Raw genomic sequence first — 13,833 nt, 5'->3', positions numbered from 1 at the left:
ACGACCGCAAAAAGTAATGTTGCTGGCTCATTCGGGGATCAGGACACGGATGGCGCGTGTCCCGAGTTCGGCGCCAGTCACGGCATCGATCGCGATGGGTTTGATTTCCGTTCCGTTCTCGGCGTCAAGAAAGCGCGTCAACCGACCTTCGCCCCGATGCTTCCGACCCCACGCGGCAATCAGGAAGAGCACTGGCAGAAAGTCCCGCCCGGCATCGGTCAAGACGTACTCCTCGCGCGGGGGCCGTTCCGAATAGAGCTTTTTCTCGAGCAAACGCTCCTGCGTCAGTGTTGCCAGTCGCTTGGTGAGCATGGTCGGCGCAATACCGAGGTTCTTCTTGAACTGGTCGAAGCGCGTCACACCCGCGTTGGCGTCCCGCAGGATCAGCATCGTCCAGCTGTCTCCCAGAAAGGCAAGGCTGCGCTCGATGGGACATGTCGGCTCGGAATCGGTTCTTGAGTTCATATCGTTTTGATATTGACTTGGTACTAAAACGATACTAACCTGCGATCCGCGGTTCGTCCAGACCCGTGAAATGCCTAGATCGATTCTTGAATTGGAAGCAAACATGAAGAAAACAGTACTGATCACAGGCGCATCGTCGGGCTTCGGCTTGATGCTGGCGACGCACCTGCACGCACACGGCCACAACGTCGTGGGTACAAGCCGTACGCCGGAAAAATACGCAGCGCAGGTGCCTTTCAAGCTGCTGCGCCTCGACATCGACGATGACGAATCCATCGCATCGTTCACTCGCGAACTGGCCCAATCCACCGAGCGTGTAGATGTCCTCGTGAACAACGCCGGGTACATGGTGACCGGCATTGCCGAAGAAACGCCCATCGGGCTCGGCCGTCAGCAGTTCGAGACGAACTTCTGGGGAACCATCAAGGTGACGAACGCGTTGCTACCCCGTTTCAGGGCCCAGAAGGCCGGGCAGATCATCACGGTGAGCTCGATCGTGGGGTTGATCGGTCCACCCAATCTTTCCTTCTACTCGGCGTCGAAGCACGCGGTGCAGGGCTACTTCAAGTCGCTGCGCTTCGAGTTGGACCAGTTCAACATCAAGGTCAGCATGGTAGAGCCCGTGTGGTTCAAGACCAACCTTGGCCACAACGCTGTCGCCGCGGCAAGCAACGAGATCGCCGACTACAACGCGTACCGAAAGCAGGTGCAGGCCGCGACGCAAAAGGGCATCGACGGGGCGGAGTCGCCAGATGCCGTGATCCAGACCATTTCCGGCCTCATTGAGGCGCCGGCGCCGAAGTTCAGCAATCCCGTCGGAAAGATGACCGGGATGATCCTGTTCCTGCAGAACTACCTCCCGAAGATGTTCGAGGGCTCCATTCTCAAGAGCGTGAAAACAGCCTGATAGGAGAAGTCATGAAGTTCTACCTGTGCAAATTCATCCCGCCCCGTGCGGACTTTCTTGCCACGATGTCAGCAGATGAAAAAACCTGGATGGGCGAGCACGGCGCTTTCCTGAACGACCTGCTCGCGAAAGGCATCGTTGTCGCTCACGGTCCGGTGCTGGACCCGGCCGGCGGTTATGGCGTGTCGCTGTTCCAGATCGAAGATGGGCAAGACATCGATGCCCTTACATCGCAGGACCCGATTGTCAAGAATGGGGTCGGGCACTATGAGCATTTCAAGATGCTTGGCCTGAAGTCGCGCCCTTAATTGCGTCGCTTCATCTGCAACACTCCTTCCGCCTACGCGGTGGTTAGGAATCTGGGCCAACAGCAGCGAAGCTGCGCATGAACCGATGCAATGAAAAAGCCCTAAGTAGTTGATTTACTTAGGGCTTTTGGACTTAAGCGGACAACCGCAAAAGTAATGTTGGTGGCTCTTCACGGATTCGAACCGCGGACCTGTGGATTATGATTCCATCGCTCTAACCGACTGAGCTAAAGAGCCGTTCGGCACAGTTTTGTGCCGAGCCCAAGATTATAGCCCAGGCTGCGGGTCTTCGATCAAGCTCCGGCGCGCCGAATGCGGTGTCTTTTTTGCGATGCCCAACCCCGAAGCCGTCTGCCGCCCGTACAAGCCCGGGTGAGAATCCTCCGATGTCTGCGCTCCCCCGCGCCCCTTCCGCCAAAGCCGCCACCGAGCGCGACGCCATGCCCGACGATCAGTTGATGCTGGCTTACGCGCGCGGCGACGGTGCGGCTTTCGACGTGCTCTACGCGCGCCACGAGGGCGGGCTGTTCCGCTTCGTCAAGCGGCTGCTGGGCGCCCGGCTGGCGGCACAGGCCGACGAGGTGTTCCAGGACACATGGGTGCGCATCATTTCTGCACGCGACAGCTTTTCGCCGCAGGGCGCCGCCTGGCGCACCTGGGCTTTCACGATTGCGCACAACCTGGCCATGGACCGTCTGCGCGTGAGCGGGCGCGAGGTGGCGCTCGATGCCGCCCATCCGGACGACGGCGACGACGCCGTGCCTGCTCTCGACCGCGGCGTGCGCGGCGCGGTCGATGCCGCTTCCCATCCTTCGGCCGAAGAACTCGCGTTCTGGCGCGCCGCCGGCCGCCGGCTGCTGGCCTGCCTCGAGGAGCTGCCGCCCGAGCAGCGCGCCGCATTCCTGCTGCACCATGAAGACGGGTTGACCGTCGAAGCGCTCGCGGCCAGCCTGGAGATCGGTTTCGAGACCGTGCGCAGCCGCCTGCGCTACGGCCTGCAGAAACTGCGCGGCTGCATGGAACGCTACCTGTCGGTGCTGGAGCAGCGCGCATGAGCGGCGGCGGCAAGAACGGCAGCGATTTCGACGGCGGCGACGACCGCCCGTTGCACGACCCGGTATTGCGCCGCGCGTTGGACCATGCGCCGGACAGCGGCGCCATGCCCGATCCGCGCACCCGCGACGCGATCAGGAAGATGGCGCACAACCTGGCGCCCGTTCCCGCAACGGTGCCGTTGGCTGCCGCGCCGTGGTGGCGCCGATGGTTCGGTGGCGGGGAAACGCATGCCCGCATGCCGTGGAACGCGGCCTTTGCAACCGTGCTCGTGGCCACCTTCGTGACTGTGCTCTGGTACCGAGAACCGATTCCCGATGCGCGGCTCGATGGAGAGGCACAAGTTGGCGGGGCCGCGGCGCCGGCGCCTGTGCAACCTTCGGCGCCCAGTCCCGCGGTTGTCGCTCCGGAGCCGCAAGCACCGGCGACACGGGGCGCTGCGCCCGTCCCGCCAGCCCCGGAAGCGACTGAGCCTGCGCGCGACACCGCGAATGAGGAGTCGGCCAAGAGCAGGGGCAATGCTTTGCGCAAGCCCGCACCGGCACCTGCGGGCAAGCAGACCGGGACCACGCAGGAGACAGACAGGAAGACATCTGAGGTGCCGCCAGCGCCCGTGCTCGCTGCGCCGGCCCCGGCACCGGCCCCGGCACCGGAGTCTGCCGCTGCACCATCTCCGCCGTCAGCCCCTGCCGCTGCAGCTTCGAAGGTGACCCCGCTACCGTCCATTGCGGAGCAATCCGCAGCCGAGCCTCGGGCATTCCCTCGCACCGAAGATCGAAGCGCAGCGGCACCAATGGCCGCAGCAGGGCCACCGCCGATGCAGCGCGAGCGGGCGGACAGTGCGCCTGCGTTATCCGCGCAGCGCAACGCCAATGCCGAGCCTTCCGGCGCTTTGCGGCAGGCACCCGCTCCGCGCGCAGCGGTCGCCGCCGGGGCCGCAAGTCCGCAGGGCGATACGTCCCCGTTCTCGGCGCTGGACAGTTGGACGTCCTTCAACTACGTGCGCGCCGGGCAAGCCGTGCGTCATGTGCGCGGCGACGTCGAAGGAGTGGCGGCATCGGTGAATTCGGTGGCGCGTTCGGCCACGGTTCCTGGCAGCGACCTGGCCACGCCGGTCGAGGCGCGCCTGGAGCTCTACCGCGGCACGGCCCTGCTCGCCGTGCTCGAGATTGCGGGCGACGAGGTGCGATGGACGCCGCAAGCGGGCGGCCGTCCATCGGTCGGCACGCCGCCGGCATCGGCGCTCGCGGCTTTGCGGGCGCTGCTCACACGGCAATAGCAGGCAAGCGAGCGCCGAGGCGCTCTCAGGCGTTCTTGAAGTCGGGCTGGCGCTTGTTGAGGAAGGCGTCCATGCCTTCCTTCTGGTCGGCGGTGGCGAACAGCGCGTGGAACAGCCGGCGCTCGAACATCACGCCGTCGGAGAGGCCGCTTTCGAAGGCGCGGTTGACCGATTCCTTGGCCGCCATCACCGCGATCTGCGAGTAGCCGGCAATGACCAGCGCGGCGCCCAGCGCCTCGTCGGCCAGCTTTTCGTACGGCACCACGCGGCTCACGAGGCCCGCGCGCTCGGCTTCGGCGGCGTCCATCATGCGGGCGGTGAGCGCCATGTCCATCGCCTTGCTCTTGCCCACCGCGCGCGGCAGGCGCTGCGTGCCGCCGGCGCCGGGGATCACGCCGATCTTGATTTCGGGCTGGCCGAACTTCGCGTTGTCGGCCGCAATGATGAAGTCGCACATCATCGCGAGCTCGCAGCCGCCGCCCAGGGCGAAGCCGCTCACGGCCGCGATCACGGGCTTGCGGATCGAGCGGATGGTTTCCCAGTTGCGCGTGATGTAGTCGCCCTTGTAGGTGTCGATGAAGCTGTACTTGGCCATCGCCGCAATGTCGGCGCCGGCGGCAAAGGCGCGCTCGCTGCCCGTCAGGATGATGCAGCCGATGGCGTCGTCCGCATCGAAGGCCTTGAGCGCGGTGCCCAGCTCGGTCATCAGCGCGTCGTTGAGCGCATTGAGGGCCTTGGGGCGGTTGAGGGTGACGATGCCGACCTTGCCTGCTTCGGTCCGCACTTCGATGTTTTCGTAGCTCATGGTGTCTCCGGGGGGAAAGAAAAAACGCTTCACTTCACTATACCCAGCATCCGGCGCAGGCCTTCGCGGCCACGCTGGGTAAGACTTTAGTTGAGAATTATTCTCATCTAGAATCGCCGCCATGGAGTTCCCGATGCAAGAGCAAGAACCAGCGCGAGAGCAAGAACATGCCGTGTTGCTGCGGGCGTATGCCCGCGTACAGGAGCGCTGCTCGCGCCTCTTGGCCGAGCAGGCCACGATGATCGAGCGGCTCGAGGCGCAGGTCGTGCGGCTGCGCGGCGCGTTGGTGGCGCGCGACTCGGCCATCGCCATCGTGCGCGAGGAACTCGCGGCGCGCGCTGCCGTGGGCAACGCGTTGCCGAAGCGCCTCGACGCACTGCTGGCGCCGGCAAGCCGGCGTCGCGTCATGCCGGCTTGCGGCGCGCCTGCGGACCTGCGCGAAAAAGCGGTGCTGTGTGTCGGCCGCGGCGAAGAGGCGCCATCGCTCGCGCGCCAGCTGGTGGAGATTGCCGGCGGCCGCTATCTGCACCATGACGGTGGCGACGATGCCGATGACCCTGCCCTCGAGGCCGGGCTGCGCGCCGCCGACCTGGTGATTTGCCAGACCGGCTGCGTGAGCCACGGCGCTTACTGGCGTGTGCAAGACCATTGCCGGCGCACCGGCAAGCCCTGCGTGCTCGTGGGCGAGCCCCAGCCGATCCAGTTCGTACGGCAGCAGCAGCCGGCCGCCGCGCCCGCTGCGGAGAGCGAGCGCCGGTAACGTCGGTAAGGCCGGTCGCTCAGCGCCGCGCGCTCGGCGCGAGCCAGGCCGTCACTCTTGCCGCATCGTGCAGGAACAGGCGCCACGTGGTGGAGCCCTCCGGCCGCACCAGCGGCAGCCTCAGCAGCTTGCGATCGCGCGCCACCAGCGCGGTGAAGCGCGAGGTGTCGCCGAGATACAGCGCCAGGTCCTCCAGCTTGGCGATGCGCCAGGCCTGCGCGGGCCGTTGCTGCCCCTTCTTGCCGGCGGCCGGCACCTCGATGCCGATCCATTCATCATGGGCCGAGAAGCCAGCTTTCTCCGCCGCGCCGCCGCGCAGCACCACCTTGACCTGAACGCTGCCGTTGGCTTCGGCCACGCGCAGGCCCAGCGCCTGTGCCGGTTGCGACGGGTCTTCGAGCGCGGCAACGCCGTGCGCGCGCAGCAGGTCCGCCAGCGGCAGCTCGTCGGTGGAGTGCACCCACTGCGCAATCTCCGCCGCATAGGAGCGGCCGCCCACGGCTTCGAGCGCGGCGGCCATGTCGGCTTCGCTGATCGGGCCGCCGCCGCTTTGCACCCACAGGTGGCGCATCACGTCGTCGAGCGTGCCTTTGCCTTCGCGGCGCAGCGTGAGGTCGAAGCACAGCGCCACCAGCGCACCCTTGGTGTAGTAGCTCACGGTGCTGTTGGGCGTTTGCTCGTCCTGCCGGTAGTACTTGACCCAGGCGTCGAAGCTCGCATCGGCCACCGGCTGCACCAGCCGGCCCGGCGTCTGGAGCACCTGGTTGATGGTCTTGTTGAGCAGGCGCAGGTAGGCCGCGTCGTCGATGCGGCCGGCGCGGCGCAGCAGCAGGTCGTCGTAGTAGCTGGTAAAGCCCTCGAAGAACCAGAGCAGCTGCGTGTAGTTCTCGCGGCCGTAGTCGTAATGCGCGAATTCCGCCGGGCGCATGCGCTTCACGTTCCAGGTGTGGAAGTACTCGTGGCTGATCAGCCCCATCAGCGTGGTGTAGCCCTCGGGCTGCTTCTTGGCGCCGCGCTGCGGCAGGTCGCGCCGGTTGCAGATCAGCGCGGTGGAGTGCCGGTGCTCGAGCCCGCCGTAGCCGTCGTCCACCGCATTGAGCATGAACACGTAGCGGTCGATGGGCAGCTTGGGGCCGCCGCGCTTGCCCGCCTTGTCGCCATGCCAGAACCGGATTTCGGCCTCGCAGATGGCCTGCGTGTCGGCAATCAGGCGCTCGCCGTCGAACGAGGCCGCGGCACCCGCAATGACGAAGCGGTGCGGCACGCCGCAAGCCTCGAACTCCGCGCTCCAGAAAGGCCCCATCTCGACCGGGCTGTCGGCCAGCTCGTCGTAGCCGGCGGCCAGGTAGGTGCCGAAGCCGTGCTTGTCTGTCTTCGAGGGCACGAGCGCCGTGGCGCACGACCAGCGTGCATCGTCAGACGAAAGTGCGGGCGCAGCGATGTCCAGCGCATGCGGCGCATCGGTCTGGCCTTCGACCCGCAGGCACAGGCTGGTGCCGTTGAAGAAGCCGCGCTCGGCGTCGAGCCACGCGGTGCGCACCGAGTTGTCGTAGGCGCACACCTGGTAGTGCAGCACCAGCGGCTGGCCCGGCACGCAATCGATTTGCCAGCTGCACTTGTCGAGCTGCGTCAGCACGGGCTTGCGGCGCCCTTGCGTGGCGCGCAGGCCCTGCAGGTTCTTGGCAAACTCGCGCACCAGGTAGCTGCCCGGAATCCACACCGGCAGCGTCACGCGCTGCTGCGCGGAGGGCGCTTCGATGGTCAGGGTCACGGCGAAGAGGTGCGCATGCAGGTCCGCGCATTCGATGCGATAGCGCACCGCGGCGGCCGGCGCAGCCGCTGTTGCGCGCCGAGAAGCGGTCGTCGGCGCGGCCATCAGTTGGTGGAAGCGGTGAGTTGCTTCTCGACCTGCTCCGCCGGAATGGCGCCCGGCGTGCGGGTGCCGTCGGTGAAGATGAGCGTGGGCGTGCCGGTGATGTTGTACTTGCGGCCGAACTCCACGTTGCGCTGCAGGGCCGTCACGTCGCAGCTGCTTGCCGCAGCGCTGGGCTTGACGTTGGCTTCCATCCAGTCGCCCCAGGCCTTGCCCTTGTCCTTGCTGCACCAGATGTCACGCGACTTGGTTGCCGAATCCGGGCCGAGCACCGGGTAGAGGAACAGATAGACGGTGACGTTGTCGACCGTCTTCATGTCTTTCTCGAAGCGCTTGCAGTAGCCGCAGTTCGGGTCTTCGAACACCGCGAGCTTGCGCTTGCCGGTGCCGCGCACGATCTTGATGGCGTCTTTCACGGGCAGCTTGTCGAACGAGACCTGGCTGAGCTTCTCGATGCGCTCCTCGGTCAGGTTCTTGCGCGCATTCACGTCGATGAGGTTGCCCTGCAGCAGGTAGTTGCCCTGCTCGTCGGTGTAGTAGATCTGGAAGCCGTTCACGCGCACTTCATAAAGACCCGGCAGCGGCGACTTCGTGACTTCGTCGATGGCCGGGAACTGCGGAATGCGCGCCGGAAGATTCTTGCGGATCTCGGCTTCGCCGGCGAAGGACGTGACAACCGCACCCAGCGTGCAGGCGGCGAGAAAAAGGTGGCGTGCGAGTTTCATTGAAAGTCCGGTCGATGGATTCATGCCTTCAAGCCCATCGCCTGGTTGGCGATCCAATGCTTGAGGAGGCGCGTGCGGTCGAAGCCGCGCATGCCCCAGTTGCGCAGCGCGGGCAGGGGACCCATGCTGTGCGAAAAAAGTTGCTGCAGGCCGTCGGTGGCCAGGCTCATCTGCAGCACGTCGGCGCGGCGGGCGCGTTCGTAGCGGCGCAGCAGGCGCGCATCGCCCACGCTGCGCCAGTAGTCGCGCTGTTTGATCACGTCGGCCAGCATGGCCGCATCGGCCAGGCCGAGGTTCAGGCCCTGGCCCGCGAGCGGATGCACCGTGTGGGCGGCATCGCCGGCCAGTACCCACGATTGCGAAGAAGAAGCGAAAGAAGAGCCAGAGGCCTGTGCCTGGTTGGGCATGGCGCCGGTCCAGCGGTCGGCAATGGCGCGCGCGAGCGGCCAGGCGGCGCGCTCGCTCGTCAGTTGCAAGGCGCCCAGCGCGCCATGGCTGGCCTCGCTCACGGCGGTGTTGAATTCTTCGGTGCTCTGGGCCAGCAGGGCGGGGGCGCGAAGCTGGTCGACCGACCACACCAGTGCGAGCGAGCGGCCGTGCGTGCCGCCCATCGGCAGCAGCGCCAGTACTTCGCCCTTGTCGTTGAACCACTGGCGCGCAACGCCGTCGTGCGGCTGCGCCGCTTCGAGCCGCGCTGCAATTGCATGCTGCGGATAGCGCGTCACCGCGTAGCTCACGCCGAGTGCATCGCGCGTGGCGCTGGCCTTGCCTTCGCACACCACCGTGAGCGGTGCGGGCACCGGCTCGGCCACGACTTCGACCTGAGGCTGAAACCGAACCGCGTCGGCCAGCTGCTTTTCGAGCGCGGGCACATCGACGATCCAGGCCAGCGCGTCGACCTTCTGGCGCATGGCGTTGAACTCCACGCGTCCGCCCTCGTCACCGTTCACGAGCATTTCGCGCACGGGCGTTGCATGGGCCGCGTCCGGCCAGGCGCGCAGCGATTCGAGCAGCGTCTTCGAGGCGGTGTTGAGCGCGTAGGCCCGGATGTCTTCCTTGCCCGTCGCGGCGGAGGGCGCCACCAGCGCGACGCGCACGCGCTCGCGCGCAAGCAGCAGGGCCAACGTGCGGCCGACGATGCCGGCACCGCGTATGCAAACTTCAGGGGGGAGGGCCATTCGGCCATTGTAAGAACAAGCCCAGCCCCCAGGCGCGTCCCCCGAATGGCCGATGCGGGACAATCGCTGCCGAATTCCAAGGAACCCACGTGTCACAGCCCGTTTTCGACCTTCAAGCCACCATTGCGCGCCTGTTCGTCTACCCCGTCAAATCGTGCGCGGGGGTCGAGCTTCCCGAGGTGCTGCTGACCGAAACCGGCCTCGAATTCGACCGAGCGTGGATGGTGGTCGATGCCCAGGGAGAGTTCGTCACGCAGCGGCAGTTGCCGCGCATGGCGCTGATCAAGCCGCAGATGAAGCAGATGGAAGTGGTGCTGCGCGCGCCGGGCATGCTGGCGCTGCACCTCGCGTTCGACCGGGTCGAGAAGCCGGTGCGCGTGCGGGTCTGGAAAGACGAAGTGGCCGCCTACGACATGGGTGACATCGCCGCGCAGTGGTTCAGCGACTTTCTCTCCGAACCGGGCAAGCCGCAGACGCTGCGCCTGGTGCGCTTCGATCCCGAGCACAAGCGCCTGTCGAGCCCGCAATGGACCGGCGGCATCGAGGCCACGAACCAGTTTGCCGACGGCTATCCGCTGCTGGTCGCCAGCGAGGGTTCGCTGGCCGAGCTCAACGAGCGGCTGGCCGCCGCGGGGCACGATGCGGTCGGCATCGAGCGCTTCCGGCCCAACATCGTGCTGGCCGGCATCGAGTCGCACGATGAAGACCGAGTGGATGCGCTGCACATCGCCACGGGCGAAGGCGAGGCCGAACTCAAGCCGGTAAAGCCCTGCACGCGCTGCCCGATTCCGGACATCGACCCGGCCACGGCCGTCAGCAGCCCCGAGGTCGGCGACATGCTGCGTACCTACCGCGCCGATGCGCGCGTCGACGGACGCATTACCTTCGGCATGAACTGCATCGTGCTGCAGGGCGTGGAGCACATGCTGAAGGTGGGGCAGGCCGTGGGCGCGAATTACCAGTTCGAATGAAGGGCAGCCGGAAAGGCAGCCGCACGCTGCGCGGGTTGGCAGTGCTTCTGGCGGTCGTCGCGCTGGCGTCGGTGCTGCTTTTTGCCGGCAACCAATCGCGATGGCTCCAGCCGCCTGCCGTGCGGCCCTTTTTGCTGTCCCACCGCGGCGTGCACCAGACTTTCGATGTGCGCGGCTTGCGCAGCGACACCTGCACCGCCGCCCAGATTCACGCGCCGACGCATGCGTTGATCGAAAACACGCTGCCGTCGATGCGGGCAGCTTTCGACGCCGGCGCGGACATGGTGGAGTTCGATGTCCATCCCACCAACGACGGCGCGTTTGCGGTGTTCCACGACTGGACGCTCGAATGCCGAACCGAGGGGCGAGGCGTCGTGCGCGATCACACGCTGGCGCAACTGCAGGTGCTGGACGTCGGCTACGGCTATACCTCCGACGGAGGCAAGACCTATCCGTTGCGGGGCAAGGGCATCGGGCTGATGCCGAGCCTGTCGCAGGTACTGGGCGAGTTCCCGACGAGGCGCTTTCTCATTCACGTGAAGAGCCGAGACGCGGAAGAAGGCCGGCTGCTTGCAGGCCGCCTCGCCGCTCTGGATGCCGTGCAGAGAAGCCGACTCGTGGTGTACGGCAGCGACGAGCCGGTCAGCGCGCTCAAGCAGGCATTGCCGGACATTCGAGTCGCGCCGCGCAGTGCGCTGGTGCAGTGCCTGCTGCGCTACGCGGCGCTTGGCTGGTCGAGCTACGTGCCCGAAGCATGCCGGAGCGGCTTGATGCTGGTGCCGGTCAATGTGGCGCCATGGCTCTGGGGCTGGCCGCATCGGCTGCAGCGGCGGCTGGAGACGGCCGGCACCCGGCTGGTGGTGGTCGGGCCGTATGCGGGCGGCGACTTCAGCAGTGGCATCGACAACACCGAGACGCTTGCGGAGCTGCCCGTCGACTATCGCGGCGGGCTGTGGACCAACCGCATCGAGCGCATCGGTCCGGCAGTGCGCTCCCGCGTGCCGGACTGAAGCCGGCGGCACCTCAGAAGCTCACGCCGGCAATCAGCATGATGTTGGCGTAGGGCGTGCATTCGCCTGTGCGCACGACGGCGCGTGCCGTCGCGCTGCGGCGTTTGAACTCTTCGTGCGACACCGTCTGCGGCGCAATGCCGAGCGATTGCGGGTACCAGGCGGGCAGGGCCTTCGCGCCGTTCAGGGCCTCGTCGGCCACCACCACGCTCTCGACCTGCATCTCCGACAAGACGGCCTGCAGCACCTCGGTGAGCAGCGGCACACCGCGCGTCACCGCAAGATCGATGCGCCGCGGCCCCTCCGGAATCGGCAGGCCCGCATCGCCGATCACCAGCATGTCGCCATGGCCCAGCGAGGCGATGACCTGGGAGAGTTCGGCGTTGAGAAGGGCGGTACGTTTCACAGCGCGGTCCAGTCGGGGGGCATCGGGCTCTGCAGCACGGCATCGCGGTGCGGAATGGAAGGCTGGGCGCCGGGTTGCTGAATGCACAGCGCGGCCGCGCGAATGCCCAGGCGCACGGCTTCGTCGAACGATTGGCCTTCGCCCAGCGCGACGGCCAGCGCGCCGAGGAAGGTGTCGCCCGCCGCGGTGGTGTCGACCGCCTGTACTTTGGGCGCGGGATGGTGGCGTGCGCCGTTGGCGTCGATGGCCACCGCGCCACGCGCACCGAGCGTGACGACCACGCGCGCGACGCCTCTGGCACGCAAGGCCTGGCCGGCCAGGGCGGCTTCCTGCGGGCTGTCGGCCGCCTGGCCGCACAGCGCGTGCGCCTCGATTTCGTTGACGACCAGCGTGTCGATGCGCGGCCACAGCGGCTCGGCGATGGGCTGCACCGGCGATGGGTTGAGCAGCACCTTGCAGCCTGCGCCGTGCGCCACCGTGATGGCACGGGCGACCTGGTCCATTGGCGTTTCGAACTGCGCCACCAGAAAGGCCGCGCCTTGCAGCTGCTGCCGCAGCGCCGCCTCGTCGATTTCGACCCGCGCGTTGGCGCCGGGGATGATCACGATGCGGTTCTGGCCGCCGTCTTCCACCAGGATCAACGCCGTGCCGGTGGGCTCGGCGGCGTCGGTGCGCAGTGCGGCCGTGTCGATGCCGTCGCGCATGAGCGCTTCGCGCAGCGCCTGGCCGTGTGCGTCGTTGCCGACGCAGCCGATCATGCTGACCCGGCCCCCTTCGCGTGCGCAGCTCACGGCCTGGTTGGCGCCCTTGCCGCCGGGAATATGGGCGATCGAACGGCCCTGGAGGGTTTCGCCCGCGGCCGGCACCTGCGGCACGCGCAGCACGATGTCCATGTTCAGGCTGCCGAGCACCACGATGCGCGGCGACGGCTGCTGCGCGACGCTGGAAGAAGAGGAAGGCTGCGAACTCACGGGGCGCGGGACTTTCGTTTTTCCGTTGAAGAAGAAGCAGAAGCAGAGGCAGAAGCAGCAGGAGAGGGAGCAGCCGCCTCGCGGAAGCTCGCATGCCGTGCCGTGGAGGCGCGCACGTGCAGCTCGGGCTGCAGCACCACCTTGCGTGCATCGCGCCGCTTGCCGCCCACGCGCTCCAGCAGCATGTCGACCGCCAGTGCGCCGATGCGCTCCTTGGGCTGCGCCACGGTGGTGAGCGGCGGACTGGTGTAGGCCGAGAGCTCGATGTCGTCGAAGCCGACGATCGAAAGGTCGTCCGGCACATGCACGCCGCTTTCATGCGCCGCGCGCAACGCGCCAATGGCCATCAGGTCGTTGCACACGAACACGGCCGAAGGCGCCTGCTCGGTGCGCAAGATGGCGTGCATCGCCTCGTAGCCGCCCTGGCTCGTGAAGCCGCCGCGCCACAGCAGCGCGTCCGCATTAGGGGTGGCGCCGGCTTCGGCCAGCGCCATGCGCCAGCCCTCGATGCGCTGCTCGCTCGGCATCACACCCACCGGTCCGCCGATGCAGGCAATGCGCTTGTGGCCGAGCGACAGCAGGTGCCGCACCGCGAGCAGGCCGCCCTGCATGTGAGCCGTTTCCACCAGGTCGCAGGCCGGGTCGGCAATCTCGCGGTCGACCAGCACCGTGGGAATGCGCAGGCCGTGCAGTTGCGTGACCAGCGAGTCGTCGTCGCCGGCGCCCGTGGACACCACGATCAATCCGTCGATGCGGCGCTCGGCCAGCACCTGCAGGTACACGCTCTGGCGGCGGGGCTCGTCGTCGGTGTTGCACAGCACCAGCGTGTAGCCGGCGCCGAAGCAGCGGTCTTCCACGATGCGGACGATCTCGGCAAAGTACGGGTTCGAGCTGTTCGGAATCAGCATGCCGAGCGTCGACGTGGTGTTGCTCTTCAGGCTGCGCGCCATGGCGTTGGGCACATAGCCCAGCTCGCGGATGGCTTCTTCCACGCGCTCGCGCCCCTTGGCGCTCACGTGGCGCGTGTCGTTGACCACGTGCGAGACAGTGGTAACCGAAACCCCCGCGCGCAGCGCGACGTCCTTGATGGTGGCCATGGCGTGTTCCCCTTTTATTTGCGGC

At 66.9% G+C, this 13,833-nt stretch carries 15 protein-coding genes and 1 tRNA gene; 7 read left to right on the top strand and 9 right to left on the bottom strand.

The features are described 5' to 3' along the window. Positions 1 to 27 precede the first annotated feature (27 nt). Positions 28 to 465, bottom strand: coding sequence for a winged helix-turn-helix transcriptional regulator (locus ABIC94_RS20135; RefSeq protein WP_354374892.1), 438 nt, complete (start codon positions 463 to 465; stop codon positions 28 to 30). A 103-nt stretch (positions 466 to 568) separates the two neighbouring features. Here ABIC94_RS20135 and ABIC94_RS20130 point away from each other — a divergent pair, with 103 nt between their 5' ends. Beyond that, positions 569 to 1,372 (top strand): SDR family oxidoreductase, encoded by an 804-nt coding sequence (locus ABIC94_RS20130; protein ID WP_354374751.1) that lies wholly within the window; start codon positions 569 to 571, stop codon positions 1,370 to 1,372. Between the two features lie 11 nt (positions 1,373 to 1,383). After that, complete coding sequence (locus ABIC94_RS20125) at positions 1,384 to 1,680, top strand: YciI family protein (protein WP_354374750.1); 297 nt, start codon at positions 1,384 to 1,386, stop codon at positions 1,678 to 1,680. A 160-nt stretch (positions 1,681 to 1,840) separates the two neighbouring features. Here the strand turns inward: ABIC94_RS20125 and ABIC94_RS20120 are convergent. After that, a tRNA-Met gene (locus tag ABIC94_RS20120) sits at positions 1,841 to 1,917 on the bottom strand. Positions 1,918 to 2,066: 149 nt separating this feature from the next. Here ABIC94_RS20120 and ABIC94_RS20115 point away from each other — a divergent pair. Next, complete coding sequence (locus ABIC94_RS20115) at positions 2,067 to 2,735, top strand: sigma-70 family RNA polymerase sigma factor (protein WP_354374749.1); 669 nt, start codon at positions 2,067 to 2,069, stop codon at positions 2,733 to 2,735. Beyond that, a complete protein-coding gene (locus ABIC94_RS20110) occupies positions 2,732 to 4,012 on the top strand; it encodes a hypothetical protein (RefSeq protein WP_354374748.1) in 1,281 nt (426 codons plus the stop codon). The genes ABIC94_RS20115 and ABIC94_RS20110 overlap by 4 nt, the downstream gene beginning before the upstream one ends. 25 nt (positions 4,013 to 4,037) lie before the next feature. On the opposite strand, the gene ABIC94_RS20105 is transcribed toward ABIC94_RS20110, so the two are convergent. Further along, complete coding sequence (locus ABIC94_RS20105; protein ID WP_354374747.1) at positions 4,038 to 4,817, bottom strand: enoyl-CoA hydratase; 780 nt, start codon at positions 4,815 to 4,817, stop codon at positions 4,038 to 4,040. Positions 4,818 to 4,950: 133 nt separating this feature from the next. On the opposite strand from ABIC94_RS20105, the gene ABIC94_RS20100 reads away from it, so the two are divergent. Next, positions 4,951 to 5,577: a DUF2325 domain-containing protein gene (locus ABIC94_RS20100; protein WP_354374746.1), complete on the top strand. Its 627-nt coding sequence runs from the start codon at positions 4,951 to 4,953 to the stop codon at positions 5,575 to 5,577. A 19-nt stretch (positions 5,578 to 5,596) separates the two neighbouring features. Here ABIC94_RS20100 and ABIC94_RS20095 read toward each other — a convergent pair whose 3' ends face one another. From ABIC94_RS20095 to ABIC94_RS20085, 3 genes are read right to left on the bottom strand one after another with little or no spacing between them, the layout of a single operon-like run. Beyond that, positions 5,597 to 7,453 carry a M61 family metallopeptidase gene (locus tag ABIC94_RS20095; protein WP_354374745.1) on the bottom strand — a complete coding sequence of 619 codons (1,857 nt, stop codon included), beginning with the start codon at positions 7,451 to 7,453 and terminating at the stop codon, positions 5,597 to 5,599. Next, positions 7,453 to 8,175: a DsbC family protein gene (locus ABIC94_RS20090; protein ID WP_354374744.1), complete on the bottom strand. Its 723-nt coding sequence runs from the start codon at positions 8,173 to 8,175 to the stop codon at positions 7,453 to 7,455. The genes ABIC94_RS20095 and ABIC94_RS20090 overlap by 1 nt, the downstream gene beginning before the upstream one ends. A gap of 20 nt (positions 8,176 to 8,195) precedes the next feature. After that, positions 8,196 to 9,353 carry an FAD-dependent monooxygenase gene (locus ABIC94_RS20085; protein ID WP_354374743.1) on the bottom strand — a complete coding sequence of 386 codons (1,158 nt, stop codon included), beginning with the start codon at positions 9,351 to 9,353 and terminating at the stop codon, positions 8,196 to 8,198. Positions 9,354 to 9,442: 89 nt separating this feature from the next. On the opposite strand from ABIC94_RS20085, the gene ABIC94_RS20080 reads away from it, so the two are divergent. Beyond that, the gene (locus ABIC94_RS20080) at positions 9,443 to 10,324 is read left to right on the top strand and encodes an MOSC domain-containing protein (RefSeq protein ID WP_354374742.1); all 882 of its coding nucleotides are present in this window, start codon (positions 9,443 to 9,445) and stop codon (positions 10,322 to 10,324) included. Beyond that, positions 10,321 to 11,334, top strand: coding sequence for a glycerophosphodiester phosphodiesterase family protein (locus ABIC94_RS20075; RefSeq protein ID WP_354374741.1), 1,014 nt, complete (start codon positions 10,321 to 10,323; stop codon positions 11,332 to 11,334). The genes ABIC94_RS20080 and ABIC94_RS20075 overlap by 4 nt, the downstream gene beginning before the upstream one ends. A gap of 13 nt (positions 11,335 to 11,347) precedes the next feature. Here ABIC94_RS20075 and rbsD read toward each other — a convergent pair whose 3' ends face one another. Genes rbsD through ABIC94_RS20060 form a run of 3 tightly spaced genes read right to left on the bottom strand, consistent with a single transcriptional unit; the run spans position 11,348 to position 13,808 of the window. Next, on the bottom strand, positions 11,348 to 11,740 hold the full coding sequence (gene rbsD / locus ABIC94_RS20070) for a D-ribose pyranase (protein WP_354374740.1): 393 nt from the start codon (positions 11,738 to 11,740) through the stop codon (positions 11,348 to 11,350). After that, positions 11,737 to 12,711, bottom strand: coding sequence for a ribokinase (rbsK, locus tag ABIC94_RS20065; protein WP_354374739.1), 975 nt, complete (start codon positions 12,709 to 12,711; stop codon positions 11,737 to 11,739). Before rbsK ends, rbsD begins: the two co-directional genes overlap by 4 nt. Further along, complete coding sequence (locus tag ABIC94_RS20060) at positions 12,708 to 13,808, bottom strand: LacI family DNA-binding transcriptional regulator (RefSeq protein ID WP_354374738.1); 1,101 nt, start codon at positions 13,806 to 13,808, stop codon at positions 12,708 to 12,710. Before ABIC94_RS20060 ends, rbsK begins: the two co-directional genes overlap by 4 nt. Positions 13,809 to 13,833: the final 25 nt, after the last annotated feature.

This window comes from Variovorax paradoxus (genome assembly GCF_040544635.1).
In the GTDB taxonomy this organism is placed as follows: Bacteria; Pseudomonadota; Gammaproteobacteria; order Burkholderiales; family Burkholderiaceae_C; genus Variovorax; species Variovorax paradoxus_R.
The sequence above is the reverse complement of the archived record's forward strand: the minus strand, read 5'-3'. Positions and strand labels throughout refer to the sequence as shown.

Bases quoted from the DNA above. Each gene is read 5' to 3' on its own strand.
- ABIC94_RS20135 (WP_354374892.1), bottom strand. From the start codon at position 465: ATGAACTCAAGAACCGATTCCGAGCCGACATGTCCCATCGAGCGCAGC.
- ABIC94_RS20085 (WP_354374743.1), bottom strand. From the start codon at position 9,353: ATGGCCCTCCCCCCTGAAGTTTGCATACGCGGTGCCGGCATCGTCGGC.
- ABIC94_RS20060 (WP_354374738.1), bottom strand. From the start codon at position 13,808: ATGGCCACCATCAAGGACGTCGCGCTGCGCGCGGGGGTTTCGGTTACC.
- ABIC94_RS20130 (WP_354374751.1), top strand. From the start codon at position 569: ATGAAGAAAACAGTACTGATCACAGGCGCATCGTCGGGCTTCGGCTTG.
- ABIC94_RS20110 (WP_354374748.1), top strand. From the start codon at position 2,732: ATGAGCGGCGGCGGCAAGAACGGCAGCGATTTCGACGGCGGCGACGAC.
- ABIC94_RS20090 (WP_354374744.1), bottom strand. From the start codon at position 8,175: ATGAAACTCGCACGCCACCTTTTTCTCGCCGCCTGCACGCTGGGTGCG.
- ABIC94_RS20105 (WP_354374747.1), bottom strand. From the start codon at position 4,817: ATGAGCTACGAAAACATCGAAGTGCGGACCGAAGCAGGCAAGGTCGGC.
- ABIC94_RS20095 (WP_354374745.1), bottom strand. From the start codon at position 7,453: ATGGCCGCGCCGACGACCGCTTCTCGGCGCGCAACAGCGGCTGCGCCG.
- ABIC94_RS20125 (WP_354374750.1), top strand. From the start codon at position 1,384: ATGAAGTTCTACCTGTGCAAATTCATCCCGCCCCGTGCGGACTTTCTT.
- ABIC94_RS20100 (WP_354374746.1), top strand. From the start codon at position 4,951: ATGCAAGAGCAAGAACCAGCGCGAGAGCAAGAACATGCCGTGTTGCTG.
- ABIC94_RS20075 (WP_354374741.1), top strand. From the start codon at position 10,321: ATGAAGGGCAGCCGGAAAGGCAGCCGCACGCTGCGCGGGTTGGCAGTG.
- ABIC94_RS20115 (WP_354374749.1), top strand. From the start codon at position 2,067: ATGTCTGCGCTCCCCCGCGCCCCTTCCGCCAAAGCCGCCACCGAGCGC.